Consider the following 16,507-nt stretch of genomic DNA (forward strand, 5'->3'; position numbering starts at 1 on the left):
TTATCCGGAGATGGAAAAATGAAAACTGAAAAAGAGAAAATGCTAGCAGGGGAAGTTTTTAACGTTTACGATCCCGAATTAGTTAAAGAGCGCCAATATGCCCGTCAATTAGTTGAGCGCTTTAATGCTCTTGGCGAGATGAACCCGACTGCAAGCAATACTGTGATTCGTCAATTATTTGGACACGTTGGCGAAAAGTGTGAGGTTCATTCGCAATTCAAGTGTGATTATGGTTATAACATTTATGTAGATGACGATTTTTTCGCTAATTATGATTGTGTCATGCTTGATGTCAGTCCAATTCGAATTGGGAAGCATTGTTTATTGGGACCGCGAGTGCAGATTTATACTGTCAATCATCCCCTGGACCCACGATTACGACGCAATGGAGCTTACGGCCAAAGTAAGGATGTTACCATTGGGGATGATGCGTGGATTGGTGGCGGGGCAATTATTTGTCCAGGTGTAACTTTGGGTAATAATGTAATTGTTGGTGCTGGAAGTGTAGTGACAAAGTCGTTTGGTGATAATGTTGTTATTGCCGGCAATCCAGCACGAATCATTAAAAAGAATCCATATGTAGAATAATTGATTATTTCCCGGGTTATTTTTAACGCAAAAAGGGAACTAAGATATGGCCATGTGACGGCCGTTATCTTGGTTCCCTTTATCATTCTTAATATTTAAGGTTATATTCGTAAACTAGTGCTGGTTCTTTACCTACGCGTGTAAAGTTATTTAAGTTATTAATAGCAGTCATTTCCTCGTCGCTTAATGTGAAGTCATAGATGTTAATATTTTGCTTGATTCGCGCTTCATGAACTGACTTTGGAATGAAGGCGACCCCGCTTTGCAAATGCCAGCGGAGGACAACTTGGGCGGCAGACTTATGATGGTTAGCAGCGATCTTATTGAGGGTTGGATTGTCGAGGATGGTTCCACGCCCAAGCGGACTCCACGCCTGAGTAATAATATCATGTTCCTTATCGTATTGGAGCAAGGGTTGTTGATTTAGATGAGGATGACGTTCGATTTGATTGATGACGGGCATCTCATGTGCTTGGGTAGCAAGATACTGAAGGTGAATCATTTGGTAATTGCTAACACCGATTGAACGAGTCAGACCTTCCTTTTTTAATTCTTCAAGGGCTGCCCAAGTATCAAAGAAAGCGCGCTCAATTGGCCAATGAATAAGTAAAAGGTTAACATAATCGAGTTTCAACTTTTGGAGGGAGTCCTTAACAGAGTCAATCGTTTGCTTAAACCCTTGATTAGGTTCAGATACTTTTGTGGTAATGAAAAGTTCCTCACGGGGTAAACCAAGCTCCTGTAAAGCATTTCCAACCTCTGCTTCGTTTTTATATAATTGCGCGGTATCAAAAAGACGATAGCCAGCATCATAGGCATACTTTATCGCGGAGGTAATCGTACTTTGATCAGTAATTTTATATAAGCCAAATCCTTCTTGAGGCATTGATTGACCATCAGCAAGTAATAATTGTTTTACATCGTTATTCATTGGAATTCTCCTTTGTAATAAGCGGAGCAGTAGATTGTCCCTTAATTATCGTTGGGGGATAAACTTTTGAAGTGACTTCTTCGCCTGCAATCATTTTTAAGATCATTTTCCCAGCATCTTCACCTAGTTGACGTTTGGGGTGATTAGCTGTAGTAAGGCTAGGGGAGATAATTTGCGCCATTTCATAGTTATCAAAACCTATTACTGAAATATCAGTCGGCACTTGTTTCCCCTGTTTCTGAAGATGACTAATAACTCTTGTTGCAAGGCGGTCATTATAGCAGGCAATCGCCGTAATATCATTATTACTATTAAGCATCATATCGACTTTTTTGATAATATCTTCATAGTCTTCGCTTGATTGATACATAATAACATTTGATTTAGTGGTGGGGATGTTGTTATCTTGATAGGCTTTGATCATCCCAGCCATGCGGTCAACGCCTTGTTGATCATCTATTTGGAATACTCCTAAAATATTAGTATGTCCGAGGCTAAAGAGGTATTTCACTAATTCCTCCTCTGCTTCCCGATCTTTTGTCAGTAAAGAAGGAAAATCGAAGCCAGGATAAGTGGAGTGAAATAGGATTGTTGGAATTTTATATTTCTGGACTTGACGATAAAGATCTAAGTTAGGATTAGGCATGGCGCTTTCAGTCGGCTCAATAATTAACCCAGCAATTTGAAGATCCAACATATTTAAGATTGTTTGGCGTTCGCGTTTATGGTCATTAAGCGTATTTCCGACAATCATTGAGTAACCTTGTTCTGTTACCACACTATCAATTCCAGAAATGATTGGAGGGAAGATATAGTCAGCCATATGAGTGCTGATTACCCCAATGATTTTATTCTTTTCACTTTTTGTCCAATCGCGTTGCCAGTCTTGAACAAACATTCCACCACCTTGAATACGGTAAATATAATGTTCGTTTTCAAGATCGCCAACAGCGCGACGAATTGTATAACGTGATACATTAAAACGTTTCATTAAGGCACTTTCAGTTGGCAATTTTTCATTGATTTTATATTTTCCATCGATAATTTCGTTTCGTAAAGTTTGCTTTACTGTTTCATATTTCACTTCCAATGCTTTGCGCTCCTATCTTAATAAAATTAGTTTTGAATATATAAAAAATGCTCCATATAATTAGCAACCCGCTAACGCTTATGAAGCATTTGATTGATTTTATCTTGATATTTAGAACCGACGCTTCTTTGGATTTTCGATTGGTTTGTTATCCAAATCGGTCCGTACTACTAGAACGTCACAAATTGCTGTTCGAGTAACAAATTCGGTAACAGAACCGATCAAAATTCGTTCAACAGCGTTTAGCCCAGTAGCACCAATCATGATGAGGTCAGCACCCATTTCCTTTGGCATGTCCCGAGCAATAATTGTCTTTGGAGCACCATATTCAATGGAGTAACTAGCATTTTCAACACCGTGCTCTTTAGCATAGTCGATGTACTTGTCTAAAGTTTTCTTTGCAGTTTCTGTAACTTGTTCAACCATTGAAGTATCGAAACTGGAAATGTTTTGGAATGCACGTGTGTCAACAACGTGAAGTAAACGTAACTCAGTGTCTGCACCATTACGTTTTGCTACAGCAACAGCTTTCTTAAAAGCCAATTCAGCTTCTTTAGAACCGTCAACAGGAACTAAAATGTGTTTGTATTCTTGTGCCATAATTGTAGTGCCCTCCTGAAATCTTTATATTGTATACTTATTATACACTTTTTCACTATTGAGCGTAAAGCGCCTACGAAACATTACTTGCGATGATTTATACGAAAATCAGCAGTGATTGCGAAAGCCATTAATGTTTCGCTGACACAGCCGATGATTACCATAATAACGAGGAATCCGGTATTGTTTGTCCATCCGGAAATGATGCTTAGAATACCGACGATGGTCATCACAATTCCCCAATTTTTTAATTGTGGAGCTAGATATTTGCTTTTAGTAGGGTCAAAAACAAGAAATGGCTTATGGATGTGAGTTAAGAGAAAGATTCCTTCAAAAAGAGCAATCAAACCAAACAGGGTCATTAGAAGTGGTAACAACATAAAAATCTATCCTATCTATAATGAAATTAAAATGAGGGTGAGAAAAAGCAAAAATCTTTCTCACCCTCACTAAATATGTACGAAAACTCCGTTGGTGCCGTTAATTGTCATTCAGTGTTGACCTGTGTTTGAGACAGGTGGGACACGGCTGCCTAATATTCAACTACCAAGTGTAAAGGCATGTTGTCCAAAAGGCAATACACTAGTCCCAAAGTAATAAGACTGTAAGGCAAACCTGCGTTTAGACAACGCGTACACTACAGAATTTTCACTTTTATAATAGCATTTTTAAGTGGTTGGTGCAATTATTTGCTCGGATGATGTTTACCCCGTAAAGTATGTTGCTGGGCCTTCCGTAATTGCCAATATTGGCGGCCTAAACTGGCTTCAAAACGACCATTATTTTTGGGTTGGTAGTATTGGGCATCTTTGATTCGATCGGGCAAGTATTGTTGAGCTACCCAATCTTGGGGATGGTCATGGGGGTAATCATAATCTATCCCATGACCTAACTTAGCAGCTCCTTTATAATGGGCATCTTTAAGGTGAGCTGGAACGTCACCAAAGCCACCTTGGCGCACCTGAGCAAGAGCTTCGTCAATTGCATTAATTCCTGAATTGGATTTTGGTGACAGGCATAATTCGATAACAGCATCTGCTAAGGGAATTCGTGCTTCTGGGAAGCCCACTCGTTCTGCAGTTTGAACTGCCGTAACAGCTCGTTGCACAGCAGGCATATTCGCAAGCCCAATATCTTCATAGGCCGTCACCATTAAACGTCGTGCGATGATAGGAAGATCACCAGCTTCAATTAAACGAGCAAGATAGTGGAGGGCCGCATCAGTATCTGACCCGCGAATAGATTTTTGAAAGGCCGAGATGACATCATAATGAGCATCGCCATCTTTGTCAGCGGATAACGCCTTTTTCTGGACGCTTTCCTCAATAATCGGTAGCGTAAGATGAATTTTCCCATCTTCACTTGGATCAGTTGATTTGGCAGCAAGTTCTAATCCATTTAAGGCACTTCGAAGATCACCATTGGTCGCTGCTACTAGTTGGTCCTCGGCGTTTTCTTCCAGGACTAATGGTAAATTGCCCAGACCACGTTCTTTATCAACTAATGCATGCTGGATAGCGGTCTTCATTTCAGCAGTTGAAAGCGGGTGAACTGGAAAAATTTGCGTCCGACTGCGGATAGCGGGATTAATACTAATATATGGATTTTCTGTTGTCGCCCCGATGAGGATAATTCGTCCGTTTTCGAGGTGCGGAAGAAGAAAATCTTGTTTTACTTTATCTAACCGATGGATTTCATCGAGTAGTAAGATCACCGTTCCGCTCATCTTAGCTTCTTCTGCGACGATTTGTAAATCCTTTTTTGTATCGGTTGCCGCGTTTAGTTTTCGAAAAGCATATTTAGTTGAACCAGCAATCGCACTGGCAATGCTGGTCTTACCAGTTCCAGGAGGACCGTATAGAATCATCGAAGAAAGCATTTTTGCTTTAACCATGCGTGAGATGATCTTACCTGGTCCGACAAGGTGTTGTTGGCCGACCACTTCATCTAATGTCCGTGGCCGCATTCGATAAGCAAGTGGTTGTTGCATATATTAGCCACGATCCTTTCTATGGAAGAGGTGGTGGAAAAAGCTTTGGTGTTGATCATTGGTTTTTTCAGTCGTACTATTATTTGAATTTACCAGATTAGGATATCGCTTTTTGACGTCGACTGGTGATTGGTAAACAGCTGTTTTTGCCGCCACGACAACTGCTAATGAATCCAGGTCAGTTTTATATTCTGGATCAGTTTTTAATGTAAACTGGGCATTATCTTTAGCAGCAGTTTGAATGTATGGATGAATTTCGTCGTGAGGGAGATTACCGTTGATAAAAACAAGGTTACCAATTCCACGATCTAACTCGGCAGTTAATGCCTTTGTCCAATCTTGTTCCTGTAGTTCTTGAACACTAATTGTTAGACAGACGCGTTCACGGAATGTTCCGAGGTATTTTCGCTGTTCATCGGGCTTGATTTTTGGTGTACCGTAAACAGCATTGTCAATTCGCTGTTGAGCAGCACTTTTTTCTTGTTCAGACATATTGAACGCCTCCTTATCATGCAATTGTAACACGAAATGCAGAAAACTATATTTCTTGATAATATTATAATTTTTGTTATATCATGACTATGAAGAAACATAAAGTAGGCTAACATATAAGGGAAGTGATTATTATGTTTAGTGCAGTATTTTGGGTTTTAGCATTTTGGTTTATTGTCAATCTAGTCTGGACAATAGCGCGTCTTAATAATCGGATGATGTCAAGAACGTTTGCCTGGATAAATGTAGTGGCAGTAGTAATTGGCTTTTGGACATTTTATGCTGCCAGCAATGGCGGGGGCGGAATTGCTCCTTGGTTTCGGTTGATGAATTGGACTAACATTGTTCTTGCCATTTTTCAATTTTATAATGGATACTGTCCACATCAATATGGTAAAAAATCATAGCTCTAATTAAAAAGGCGAGGTTGGAAGAATTCTTCTTCCGGCCTCGCCTTTGATGTTTTATTTTACAATTTCACAGAATTCGATTGTTTCACTGTTAGGGCCTTCAATGTTGAAGAACTTAATTCCCTTATCCCAGAAGTCAAGGTGTTGAACTTCATTGTCCTTTAGTTTAAAACCTTCAGCTTTAGCAGCCTTGAAAGCCGCGTCCACATCGCTAGTATTAAGGGAAATGTGGTTAATAGCGCCCGTTTCGTGAACGGCACCGTCGCCAGTCCAGATTTCTAAAGTGAGGTGGCCATATTGCATGAAAACAACTTCATTTCCCTGGTCATCAGTATCAAATTCACCAAGCTTCTTGAAACCAAGCTTTTCCCAAAAAGCAATTGTTTTTGCCATATCATCGGTTGGAATCCCAATGTGTTGTACATCGTCAAAGTAACCTGCTAAACTCTTGTTAAATGCCATAATAAAATCACTCCTGTATAAATTTTAATTACCAATATCAAGTGCCTGGTGCTTTAATTTAGGGAAGATATAACGGTCTGCCCAACCAGTAATTGCACCTTGGAAGGCAAGGGCAAATAATGTTCCTAATCCAAAGTTGTAAATACCGCCTTGCATGAATGCAGCAATAATTGCCATAATTGTTGGTGGAATGTATGATAACCACATCGCAATTGTTGCGTTACCATGGCAATAACGGAAACGAATAATTTGGAAAAGGTCATCAGCGGGGTGTAACACGAGGTTGACACGCTGATAAATTGAAATGGCGGTTCCGATGAAAGCAACTCCTAAGAAGTTAATGAAAACATATAGGATAATCATCGGTAAGGTAGTGGCGTCCGGCATAATTCGGTTAAAGATGTCAGAGAACCACTGGATAAAAATAGAAAATGGCAACATGAAAATAAAATTACCACCAATTCGTCGCCAGTCCCACTTATGCATCAAAATTGCGTTGAGGACAGAAGTTAACATCCCTAAGACCATGAAAGCCCAGAAAAGGGTCATTGAATTATTCCCTAAAACGGCAATCCCTAGGTTGTTTTCTGCGGCTGTCCAATAAGCGGAGCCAAGAAATTGTGGGTGGACGTGTGAACTTGTAACAAGTGTTAGGACGTTCCCCATTGAGTTAATAACAATTGACAGTGCAAAGTATGCCCAACTAGCAGTTAATGAAATTGTTCGCTCGGCAACTTGACCTTGTACTGGAACTTTTTCTTGTTCCATTTATATTCTCCCTTCCAACTTGACCAATCATTTGGTGAAGTTATTCACTTTCTCTCTACGATGAATTAATTTACAACCATCAAAAAAGCTTGTCAAGCGCTTCACAAGCTGAAATAACGGGATTTATCCTATACCAAAATTATTGAAACGATTTACTGAAAGCGCAAACATTAAGTGGGCATAGGAAACATAAATCTAATTAGACCAATTAGCTGAAAAAGCTTACAAAAAAATTTTGAAAGGATGAGATATGTGAAAATAATCATTTCTCCAGCACGAACAATGCAAGTTGATACTGACTCCTTACTTTACAAAGATTTGCCGGAATTTCTTCAGCAGACAAAAGACATTTTAGGGTGGATGAGGAGTTTATCTTATGATGAGTTACACAAAGTATGGGGGAATTGCAGCTCGCGTTTAGCGATGAAAAATTATCAATGGCTCCAACAAATGGATCTTCAACGAAAGCTGACGCCAGCGATTATTGCTTTTACTGGTCTGCAATATCAATATATGGCGCCAAGTGTTTTCTCGGAGGATGGGCTGAAATACGTTCAAGACAATTTACGGATATTATCAGGATTTTATGGTATTTTACGGCCGTTTGATGGAATAATACCTTATCGCTTAGGGATGGGTGACATGGCGCCAGTGAATGGATATAAGAATCTTTATGACTTTTGGGGAGAACAACTTTATCATGAACTCTATAAGAATAATGATTTAGTAATTAGCTTAGCCTCGGTCGAATACGAAAAGGCAATTACTCCTTATCTACAAACGCAAGATCGATTTATTAAATGTATTTTTGGCGAAGAAATAAATGGAAAGATAAAACAAAAAGCAACATTAGCTAAAATGGCTCGTGGGAACATGGTGCGATATTTAGCAGAAAACCAAATTCAAACGATTGAAGGCGTCAAGCAGTTTAATATCGGCGGTTACCGTTTTCGGGAAGATCTGTCTACTGATGAAAAATTAGTTTTCGAACTGGTAAAGTAAAAGTAATCATATTATTTGCCAATCTTTTTGAATTGTCTTATAAAAGAATTGTATACAAAACTATCCACATTGCACTGATTCTATTAAATTTTTAATGATAGAAGGGAGCCAAATTATGGTAGGCGATTCTTTAAATAAGACAGGTGCCAATTTATTAATCAAGGCCTTGCAAGAGAATAATATTAACCGAATGTATGGAATAGTTGGAATCCCGGTAACCGATTTAGCGCGGCTCGCTGAATTACGCGGAATGAAATATTATGGTTTTCGCCGTGAAGATTCAGCAGTTAATGCCGCTGCGGCAACTGGTTACTTAACGCAAAAACCTGGCGTTGCATTAACTGTTTCAGCACCCGGTTTTTTGAATGGATTAACAGCTTTAGCTCAAGCTACTAAGAATTGTTTTCCGTTGATTATGATTTCAGGTTCGTCTGAACGCCATATTATTGACTTATCACAGGGCGATTATGAAGGCCTCGACCAATATAATGCGGCAAAACCCTTCTGCAAAAAAGCTTATCGGGTTGATCGAGCAGAAGATATGGGATTAGCTGTTGCAAGAGCCATTCGGACAGCAGTTTCAGGCCGCCCTGGTGGTGTTTATCTTGATATCCCAGCTGACACAATTGTTCAAGAAGATGATGCTGATCAATCTAGTTTGGGTGTTTATAAGTTAGTTGATCCTGCCCCTAAACAGGTACCTAATGATGAAGCAATATCACGAGCGGTTGATTTAATCAAGAATGCCAAAAAGCCCCTTATTATTTTAGGAAAAGGGGCTGCCTATGATCGGACCGAAAAACAAGTGCAACAATTAGTAGCTGAAACGAATATTCCATTTTTGCCAATGTCGATGGCAAAAGGGCTAATTCCAGATGATAGTCCTCATTCTGCTGCAGCGGCTCGTTCTCTTTCACTGCGAAATGCTGACGTAGTAATTGTAATTGGTGCCCGTTTAAACTGGATGCTTTCATATGGGGATGCACCACAATTTAACCCGCATGCAAAATTTGTTCAGCTAGACATCGATGCCACGCAGTTTGATTCCTCACAGCCAATTAGTGCCCCGCTCCAAGGAGACCTTAAGTCGATTTTAGATAAATTGGTTCCAGCACTATTGGCAACTGGATATCAAGCGCCCGAAGAATGGTTAGAGCAAATTGCACAAGATACTGAGAAAAATGACAAAAAATTCGCGCAACGAATTGCTAATGGTAAAGTAGCACAAAATTTTGGCTATTATGGAGCAATTGCGCCTATTGCTGAATACTTCCAACAACATCCAGATACCTATCTAGTCAGTGAGGGGGCTAATACGCTTGACATTGGACGAGATATGATTGGAATGCAACTCCCCCGTCATCGACTCGACACAGGAACTTGGGGCGTCATGGGTGTTGGCCTTGGTTATGCAATTGCGGCAGCAGTTGAAACAGGAAAACATGTTGTTGCGCTTGATGGCGATAGTGCATTTGGTTTTGATGGGATGGAGATTGAAACGATTTGTCGATATAAGTTGCCGATTACGGTCGTTATTATCAATAATGGCGGAATATATAACGGAATCGGCCAAGTTGTTCCTAATCAACTTGGGCCAACTACTCTTGATCCAACTGCCAGGTATGATTTAATGGCTAAGGCCTTTGGTGGTGATAATTATTTTGTAAGTGATTACGATGAGATGAAAAATGTTTTTGCAAGAGCTGTTGACTCGGGGCGACCAAATATTATTAATGTTCAAATTGCACCATCGATGGGAAAAGAATCTGGCCATATTGGGAATCTAAATCCAAAGCTTAATTTACAACCACTTGAAGAAAATGAGAGGAGCCATCATAATGACTGAACAAAGTGAAAATGCACCATTAAAAGGAATTAAAGTTGTTGACTGGACGCAGGTTCAATCGGGGCCTTCTTGTACTCAGCTTTTAGCATGGCTAGGAGCGGATGTGATTAAAATTGAACGGACTAATACCGGCGACCCAACTCGTAATGAACTGCTTGATATTAAAGATTCATGGAGTCTTTATTATTTACAATTAAACGCAAACAAAAAATCATTAACTCTTGATATTAAAACTCCAGAAGGTCAAAAAATAATGTATGACTTACTCAAGAAGGCTGATGTCTTTGTGGAGAATATCAGGCCTGGTGCGGCGACTAGAGCAGGCTTTGGCTGGAAAAAAGTACACGAATTAAATCCACGTTTAATCATGGCCTCGTTAAAAGGGTTTAATAAGGGATCACGTTTTGCCAATGTAAAAGCCTTTGAACCGGTTGCGCAATCTGCTGGTGGTGCGGCTTCGGCAACGGGATGGAATGAAGGAGATGCAAATATCCCAACGCAGTCAGCAGCGGCATTAGGAGATTCTAACTCTGGAATGCATTTAACGATTGCAATTTTAGCTGCTTTGCTACAACGAGAGCATACTGGTAAAGGGAGCTATGTTTATCAATCAATGCAGGATGCGGTTATTAACCTTTGTCGGATTAAATTGCGGGATCAATTGATGTTAGACAATCTCGGCGCATTGCCATTCTATGCAGTCTATCCTAACTATAAATGGGGAAAAGCAATTCCTAGGTCCGAAAATAGTGAAGGTGGGCAAGTGATTGGCTGGACTTATAAGGCAAAAGGTTGGGAAACGGATCCTAATGCCTATGTTTATATTAATGTCTTTAGACCTAGTTGAGTGCGCGAGCAGAGCGAGTGCACGAAACAAAAAACCACCTGCTATGCGGGTGGGCGATAAAAATTATATAAAAAAGGCCTCTTTTGCCTTAAGATGTAGGTGTTCAAGCCAAAGTCAATAAGGGAAAAGAGGTTATATAAATATGGCTAATAAATTAAATAGCTTAGCCCATACGAAGTGGTTATGTAAGTATCACATCGTATTCATACCAAAGTATAGACGTAAAGCGATCTTCAATCAATACCGAAGAGACCTGAGAGATTATATTCGTTTGTTGTGCAAATATAAGGGAGTAGAAATAATTGAAGGTCATATGATGCCAGATCATGTGCACTTGTTAGTAAGTATTCCGCCGAAACTAAGTGTCTCGCAGTTTATGGGATACTTAAAAGGGAAAAGTGCATTAATGATGTTTGATCGACATGCAAACTTAAAATACAAATATGGGAACCGACATTTTTGGGCTGAAGGCTACTATGTGAGTACAGTTGGATTAAATGAATCCACGATAAAGAAGTATATCCGAGATCAAGAGAAACATGATATAGCAATGGATAAGCTAACAAGTGTGGAATATTCGGACCCTTTTAAGGGTAAGTGAGGTAGTATAAACACCGCTTAAAGCGGTGGCAAAGTAGTCAGAGCATTTTGGCTTGAGCAAAGCGAAAGCCAGCGCCTTGAGACGCCGGCTTTTATTATCGGCTTATAGCCGATGTGCAAACCACCCGTTTGACGGGTGGTTATGATTGTTATTCAAAATAAAAACAAAAGCTGGGAGACAATTGCTAATACGATGGGTCATCCTGAATGGGCTACTGATGAACGATTTAAGGATTGGGAACATCGCCAGCTCCATAAACAAGAAATTTACCCATTGATTGAATCATATACCAAGAATTACGATAAGTATGAGTTAACTAAAAAACTCGGAGCGGCTGGTATACCAGTCGGCCCGGTTTTAGATTGGCATGAACTCGAAAATGATCCAGATTTAAATGAAGATGGTACCCTAGTTAAGATTAATCAGGGAGGAAATCGCGGCGAATTTAAGACGGTGGGGATGCCGTTTACGATGTCAAACTATAAACCAACCTATAAGCGAGCCCCAGATCTTGGTGAAAATAATAAGGAGATTCTATCTTCGCTTGGTTATGATCCGGAACAAATTGAAGAATTAGTAGCTAAGGGCGTAATCTCAAAAGTAGAAAAACCTCATAATCCGCGGACAAAAGTTATTAAGGATTAACTATGGTTTATGCTGATAAAAGAAAAGAGATCGGAAAATTGAATTTTTCGGTCTCTTTTACATGTGCGCCCGGCATGGGTATTAGCTAGGCGGTGAGAGTCCGCTATGGGCCGTAGTAGTCGGAACCATGAGCTGAGGACAAGGGTGTCCACTGTGAGGTGGAATCTGAAGGAAGTCTAAGGCAAAGTACTGCACCGATGAACAAGAAGTAGCTATAAGGCTGGAACTAACTGGATAAGACTGCATGACAAGTTAAAGTCCAACACTACTCGAAGTTACTTTCAGTAAAGCTACCGGTGACATGGTACGAAAGTTAATATCCTTACCCGGGGAGATCTGGCCTACACGTTTCCGACAAGAGGAATAAGTTTAATTTCCACAGAAACAAGCGGTGCAGTGATGTAGCGTTGAGTAAGCCAGAAGTCAGCCGAGGTCATAGTAGTCTGAGTAATCAGATGAAGGACTGAACGACAATAACTTGTAACTTATATCGGAGGTGTAATCAGGTGCGACAATCGCAGAAAACAGAACAACAAGCTGACCGCTTGTCGAGGATAGGTTTGGAAAACCGAAAGTACACAAGGGCGCGTAGTACCGATTATGGTGAAGGTAAAGGTATGAGTGTCACTATCCAAGACTTAGTCTTGGACCGCAATAACCTTAATCAGGCTTATTTGCGAGTTAAGAGAAATAAAGGGGCAGCAGGCATTGACGATATGACAGTCAATGACCTTCTGCCATATCTCAGAGAAAATAAGACGGAATTGATCGCTAGTTTGCGTGAGGGCAAGTATAAACCAGCACCAGTCAAACGGGTAGAAATTCCGAAGCCTAATGGTGGAGTAAGAAAACTCGGAATACCAACAGTGGTGGACCGAATGGTTCAACAAGCTGTGGCCCAAATTCTTACACCTATCTTTGAGCGTGTTTTCTCTGATAATAGTTTTGGCTTCCGCCCTCACCGTGGGGCTCACGACGCTATTGCAAAAGTAGTAGATCTTTATAATCAAGGTTATCGAAGAGTTGTCGACTTAGACCTAAAAGCCTATTTTGATAATGTTAATCATGACTTGATGATTAAGTATCTTCAACAATATATTGATGACCCATGGACACTAAGGCTCATTCGTAAGTTTCTAACTAGCGGAGTCTTAGACCATGGGCTTTTCGCTAAGAGTGAAAAAGGAACCCCACAAGGAGGGCCATTGTCACCAATACTGGCGAATATCTATCTAAATGAGTTGGATAAAGAGTTGACTAGACGTGGTCACCACTTTGTGCGCTATGCGGATGATTGTAACATTTATGTTAAAAGTCAACGAGCCGGAGAACGAGTAATGCGAAGCATTACCCAGTTTCTTGAAAAGCGATTGAAAGTTAAAGTGAACCCAGATAAAACCAAAGTCGGTAGCCCGCTACGGTTAAAGTTTCTTGGCTTTTCGTTGGGTGTAGACCACAATGGAGCCTACGCCCGTCCAGCAAAACAATCGCAACAACGAGTAAAGAAAGCATTGAGGTTATTAACTAAACGTAATCGTGGAATATCTCTGACAAGAATGTTTGAAGAAATTCAGCGAAAAATGCGTGGATGGCTTCAGTACTACTCAATTGGGAAACTAACTGACTTTATTCAACGCCTTGACAAGTGGTTGAGGGCCCGAATAAGACAGTATATCTGGAAGCAATGGAAGAAGCTTAAAACTAAGGTAACTAACTTACAGAAGCTGGGGCTGTCCCAGCGTGATGCATACGTCTTCGCTAGTACCCGCAAGGGCTACTGGCGAACTGCACACAGTAAGACCTTGAGCTATTCTCTAACAAATAGAAAACTGGAACAACTCGGACTTATGAATATGTCCAAGACGCTCCAGTCAATTCAAAGTGATTAAGTTGTCGAACCGCCGTATACGGAACCGTACGTACGGTGGTGTGAGAGGTCGATAATTGAACTAATCAATTATCTCCTACTCGATCTTTAAAGCTATCTTAGTCTTCTGTATTGTTCGCTTTTTGCGGATGTTTATATTAGTTTCTAGGTTGTTTTAGAATTATTTGTGGTATAAAACGAATATTAGTGTTGAAAACCCGACGATTATATGCAATAATCACACTATCATATTTATTTGGGGTGTGTATTTTGGAAGAAACACGAACAATCGACTTTTTCGACCGAACTTTTCATTTGTCAGAGAATAATACGAACATTAAGCAAGAATGTTTAGCTGGATTGACGACTTTTGTTTCAATGGCCTATATTCTTTTTGTTAATCCAAGCGTTTTAGGGGTAGCCGGAATGGATAAAGGGGCGGTTTTTACTGCAACTGCTTTATCAGCAATTATTGGCTGCTTTTTGATGGGAATTTTGGCTAATTATCCAATTGCGATTGCTCCAGGATTAGGTGATAATGCTTTCTTTACTTATTCGGTTGTATTGGCAATGGGAATTCCGTGGCAAAAGGCAATGGCTGGTGTTTTTGTTGCCTCTGTCTTGTTTACGATCTTGTCTTTCCTTAAAGTGCGGGAGATTGTAATTAATGCTATTCCTAAAGATTTGAAATACGCAATGGCTGCGGGAATAGGAATATTTATCTCCTTTGTTGGTTTGCAGGGTGGTGGAATCATTGTTTCAAGTAAATCATCATTAGTTGAATTAGGATCGCTGACGGTTCCTACAACCTGGATTACAATTTTTGGAATTTTCTTGATTGCAATTTTAATGGTCAAAAAGGTTCCAGGGGCAATTTTTATCGGCTTAGTTGCAACAACGCTTCTTGGTTTATTAACAGGATTGGTTAAGATGCCGGATCATTTAATTTCAATGGCTCCTAGCTTAGAACCGACTTTTGGAGTAGGGATTAAGTTCTTGCCAACAATGACTGATCCGAAGATGTGGGCTGTTGTCTTAATCTTCTTATTGGTAGCTTTCTTTGACACTGCTGGAACCTTAGTTGGGTTAGCTCAAGAAGCAGGATTAATGAAAGATAATAAAATGCCCCGGATTGGTCGGGCTTTAATGGCCGATTCGCTTTCGATGTTAGGAGGGGCGGTAATGGGAACAACCCCAACTTCTGCATATGTTGAATCTTCAGCTGGTATTGCGGTTGGTGGGAAAACTGGTCTGACTGCGATTGTAACAGGAACGCTTTTTATTTTAAGTATGGCTTTTTCTCCTTTACTTGAAGTTGTTACTACTCAAGTGACCGCCGCCGCTTTAATTGTGGTCGGAGTATTGATGGTTTCCGCCTTGAAAGATATCGAATGGGATAAATTTGAAATTGCACTACCGTCATTCTTGGTTGCTATTGGAATTCCGCTAACTTATAACATTTCTTATGGGATTGCATTTGGTTTTCTTACGTATCCGATCTTGATGGTTGCTGCAGGACGTCGCAAAGAAGTAAATGTTGTAATGTGGAGCATGTTTTTTGTTTTTATTGCATTGCTGTATATTTTGAATGTTTTACCGAAATAAAAAACACCCTAAGATTGTTTAAAGCTCAACAATCTTAGGGTGTTTTAATTTATGGTGATACATAAAAAAGGCATTCCCAATTCTCGGAGAATGCCTTTTTTAGAGTTGAACTAACAAGTAATACCTAGTGATTACTTGTTGTAGAATTCAACGATAAGAGCTTCATCAATATCAGCGTTCATATCTTCACGTGCTGGAATGCGGTTAAGCTTACCTTCAAGCTTGTCGGCATCAAAGTCAACGTATGAAGGACGAGAAACAACAGCTTCTACAGCGTTCTTGATGATGTCTAAGTTCTTAGACTTGTCACGAACGGCGATGATTTGACCAACCTTAACTTCGTATGATGGAATGTCAACACGCTTACCATCAACAGTGATGTGACCGTGGTTAACTAATTGACGAGCTTGACGACGAGTAGTGGCTAAACCAAGACGGTAAACCATGTTATCAAGACGACGTTCAAGCAATGCCATAAAGTTGGCACCGTGAGTACCTTCCTTAATCTTACCGGCACGAACGAAAAGGTTTGAGAATTGACGTTCAGTCATACCGTACATAAAACGTAGCTTTTGCTTTTCACGTAATTGTGTACCATATTCTGAAAGCTTACCGCGACGATCACGACCGTGGTCACCAGGAGCGTAAGCCCGACGTGCTAATTCTTTACCAGTACCTGAAAGTGAAACGCCAAGACGACGTGAAACACGCCAACTTGGACCAGTGTAACGAGACATAAATAAATTCCTCCAATAATTTTAGT

16 protein-coding genes, 1 other RNA gene and 2 pseudogenes are annotated in these 16,507 nt (G+C 40.2%); 9 read left to right on the forward strand and 10 right to left on the reverse strand.

Annotated features, from left to right (window positions below; all coding sequences use genetic code 11):
* The first annotated feature begins 18 nt into the window (after positions 1 to 18).
* The gene (locus LREU_RS02525) at positions 19 to 588 is read left to right on the forward strand and encodes a sugar O-acetyltransferase (protein WP_003666598.1); all 570 of its coding nucleotides are present in this window, start codon (positions 19 to 21) and stop codon (positions 586 to 588) included.
* A gap of 88 nt (positions 589 to 676) precedes the next feature.
* On the opposite strand, the gene LREU_RS02530 is transcribed toward LREU_RS02525, so the two are convergent.
* The 7 genes from LREU_RS02530 to LREU_RS02555 all read right to left on the reverse strand — a co-directional run bounded on the left by LREU_RS02530 (position 677) and on the right by LREU_RS02555 (position 5,691).
* On the reverse strand, positions 677 to 1,519 hold the full coding sequence (locus tag LREU_RS02530; protein ID WP_003667574.1) for an aldo/keto reductase: 843 nt from the start codon (positions 1,517 to 1,519) through the stop codon (positions 677 to 679).
* On the reverse strand, positions 1,512 to 2,609 hold the full coding sequence (locus LREU_RS02535; protein ID WP_003667575.1) for a GntR family transcriptional regulator: 1,098 nt from the start codon (positions 2,607 to 2,609) through the stop codon (positions 1,512 to 1,514). The genes LREU_RS02530 and LREU_RS02535 overlap by 8 nt, the downstream gene beginning before the upstream one ends.
* Before the next feature lie 111 nt (positions 2,610 to 2,720).
* The gene (locus LREU_RS02540) at positions 2,721 to 3,209 is read right to left on the reverse strand and encodes a universal stress protein (protein WP_003666602.1); all 489 of its coding nucleotides are present in this window, start codon (positions 3,207 to 3,209) and stop codon (positions 2,721 to 2,723) included.
* An 83-nt stretch (positions 3,210 to 3,292) separates the two neighbouring features.
* A complete protein-coding gene (locus tag LREU_RS02545; RefSeq protein WP_003666604.1) occupies positions 3,293 to 3,589 on the reverse strand; it encodes a hypothetical protein in 297 nt (98 codons plus the stop codon).
* 81 nt (positions 3,590 to 3,670) lie between these two features.
* A non-coding RNA gene (gene ssrS, locus LREU_RS10725) (6S RNA) lies at positions 3,671 to 3,858 on the reverse strand.
* A gap of 36 nt (positions 3,859 to 3,894) precedes the next feature.
* On the reverse strand, positions 3,895 to 5,199 hold the full coding sequence (locus tag LREU_RS02550; RefSeq protein WP_003667576.1) for a replication-associated recombination protein A: 1,305 nt from the start codon (positions 5,197 to 5,199) through the stop codon (positions 3,895 to 3,897).
* Between the two features lie 3 nt (positions 5,200 to 5,202).
* Complete coding sequence (locus LREU_RS02555) at positions 5,203 to 5,691, reverse strand: YueI family protein (protein WP_011953413.1); 489 nt, start codon at positions 5,689 to 5,691, stop codon at positions 5,203 to 5,205.
* A 134-nt stretch (positions 5,692 to 5,825) separates the two neighbouring features.
* Here LREU_RS02555 and LREU_RS02560 point away from each other — a divergent pair, with 134 nt between their 5' ends.
* Positions 5,826 to 6,098 carry a hypothetical protein gene (locus tag LREU_RS02560; protein ID WP_003667579.1) on the forward strand — a complete coding sequence of 91 codons (273 nt, stop codon included), beginning with the start codon at positions 5,826 to 5,828 and terminating at the stop codon, positions 6,096 to 6,098.
* A 57-nt stretch (positions 6,099 to 6,155) separates the two neighbouring features.
* Here the strand turns inward: LREU_RS02560 and LREU_RS02565 are convergent, their stop codons facing one another.
* Both LREU_RS02565 and LREU_RS02570 read right to left on the reverse strand, forming a co-directional pair.
* Positions 6,156 to 6,563, reverse strand: a complete 408-nt coding sequence (locus tag LREU_RS02565) for a VOC family protein (RefSeq protein WP_003667581.1) — start codon at positions 6,561 to 6,563, stop codon at positions 6,156 to 6,158.
* Positions 6,564 to 6,587: 24 nt separating this feature from the next.
* On the reverse strand, positions 6,588 to 7,331 hold the full coding sequence (locus LREU_RS02570) for a DUF6198 family protein (RefSeq protein ID WP_003666612.1): 744 nt from the start codon (positions 7,329 to 7,331) through the stop codon (positions 6,588 to 6,590).
* A gap of 252 nt (positions 7,332 to 7,583) precedes the next feature.
* Between LREU_RS02570 and yaaA the strand changes: the two genes are divergently transcribed.
* From yaaA to LREU_RS02605, 7 genes and pseudogenes are all read left to right on the forward strand, one after another.
* Positions 7,584 to 8,333 (forward strand): peroxide stress protein YaaA, encoded by a 750-nt coding sequence (yaaA, locus tag LREU_RS02575; protein WP_011953415.1) that lies wholly within the window; start codon positions 7,584 to 7,586, stop codon positions 8,331 to 8,333.
* 115 nt (positions 8,334 to 8,448) lie between these two features.
* Complete coding sequence (oxc, locus tag LREU_RS02580) at positions 8,449 to 10,179, forward strand: oxalyl-CoA decarboxylase (protein ID WP_011953416.1); 1,731 nt, start codon at positions 8,449 to 8,451, stop codon at positions 10,177 to 10,179.
* Positions 10,172 to 11,005, forward strand: a pseudogene (locus LREU_RS02585) (formyl-CoA transferase); the annotation flags it as partial. The gene oxc and the pseudogene LREU_RS02585, both read left to right, overlap by 8 nt.
* 163 nt (positions 11,006 to 11,168) lie before the next feature.
* Positions 11,169 to 11,627, forward strand: a complete 459-nt coding sequence (gene tnpA / locus LREU_RS02590) for an IS200/IS605 family transposase (protein ID WP_003664118.1) — start codon at positions 11,169 to 11,171, stop codon at positions 11,625 to 11,627.
* Between the two features lie 138 nt (positions 11,628 to 11,765).
* A pseudogene (locus LREU_RS02595) lies at positions 11,766 to 12,272 on the forward strand (CoA transferase); the annotation flags it as partial.
* A 506-nt stretch (positions 12,273 to 12,778) separates the two neighbouring features.
* On the forward strand, positions 12,779 to 14,161 hold the full coding sequence (ltrA, locus tag LREU_RS02600; protein ID WP_003666987.1) for a group II intron reverse transcriptase/maturase: 1,383 nt from the start codon (positions 12,779 to 12,781) through the stop codon (positions 14,159 to 14,161).
* A gap of 248 nt (positions 14,162 to 14,409) precedes the next feature.
* Positions 14,410 to 15,744: an NCS2 family permease gene (locus tag LREU_RS02605; RefSeq protein WP_003667588.1), complete on the forward strand. Its 1,335-nt coding sequence runs from the start codon at positions 14,410 to 14,412 to the stop codon at positions 15,742 to 15,744.
* A gap of 131 nt (positions 15,745 to 15,875) precedes the next feature.
* Here the strand turns inward: LREU_RS02605 and rpsD are convergent, their stop codons facing one another.
* Positions 15,876 to 16,481, reverse strand: a complete 606-nt coding sequence (gene rpsD / locus LREU_RS02610; RefSeq protein ID WP_003666632.1) for a 30S ribosomal protein S4 — start codon at positions 16,479 to 16,481, stop codon at positions 15,876 to 15,878.
* Positions 16,482 to 16,507 lie beyond the last annotated feature (26 nt).

Source organism: Limosilactobacillus reuteri subsp. reuteri (assembly GCF_000016825.1).
GTDB lineage: Bacteria > Bacillota > Bacilli > Lactobacillales > Lactobacillaceae > Limosilactobacillus > Limosilactobacillus reuteri.

Bases quoted from the DNA above. Each gene is read 5' to 3' on its own strand.
- LREU_RS02525 (WP_003666598.1), top strand. From the start codon at position 19: ATGAAAACTGAAAAAGAGAAAATGCTAGCAGGGGAAGTTTTTAACGTT.
- LREU_RS02530 (WP_003667574.1), bottom strand. From the start codon at position 1,519: ATGAATAACGATGTAAAACAATTATTACTTGCTGATGGTCAATCAATG.
- LREU_RS02540 (WP_003666602.1), bottom strand. From the start codon at position 3,209: ATGGCACAAGAATACAAACACATTTTAGTTCCTGTTGACGGTTCTAAA.
- LREU_RS02545 (WP_003666604.1), bottom strand. From the start codon at position 3,589: ATGTTGTTACCACTTCTAATGACCCTGTTTGGTTTGATTGCTCTTTTT.
- LREU_RS02550 (WP_003667576.1), bottom strand. From the start codon at position 5,199: ATGCAACAACCACTTGCTTATCGAATGCGGCCACGGACATTAGATGAA.
- LREU_RS02555 (WP_011953413.1), bottom strand. From the start codon at position 5,691: ATGTCTGAACAAGAAAAAAGTGCTGCTCAACAGCGAATTGACAATGCT.
- LREU_RS02560 (WP_003667579.1), top strand. From the start codon at position 5,826: ATGTTTAGTGCAGTATTTTGGGTTTTAGCATTTTGGTTTATTGTCAAT.
- LREU_RS02565 (WP_003667581.1), bottom strand. From the start codon at position 6,563: ATGGCATTTAACAAGAGTTTAGCAGGTTACTTTGACGATGTACAACAC.
- LREU_RS02570 (WP_003666612.1), bottom strand. From the start codon at position 7,331: ATGGAACAAGAAAAAGTTCCAGTACAAGGTCAAGTTGCCGAGCGAACA.
- oxc (WP_011953416.1), top strand. From the start codon at position 8,449: ATGGTAGGCGATTCTTTAAATAAGACAGGTGCCAATTTATTAATCAAG.
- tnpA (WP_003664118.1), top strand. From the start codon at position 11,169: ATGGCTAATAAATTAAATAGCTTAGCCCATACGAAGTGGTTATGTAAG.
- rpsD (WP_003666632.1), bottom strand. From the start codon at position 16,481: ATGTCTCGTTACACTGGTCCAAGTTGGCGTGTTTCACGTCGTCTTGGC.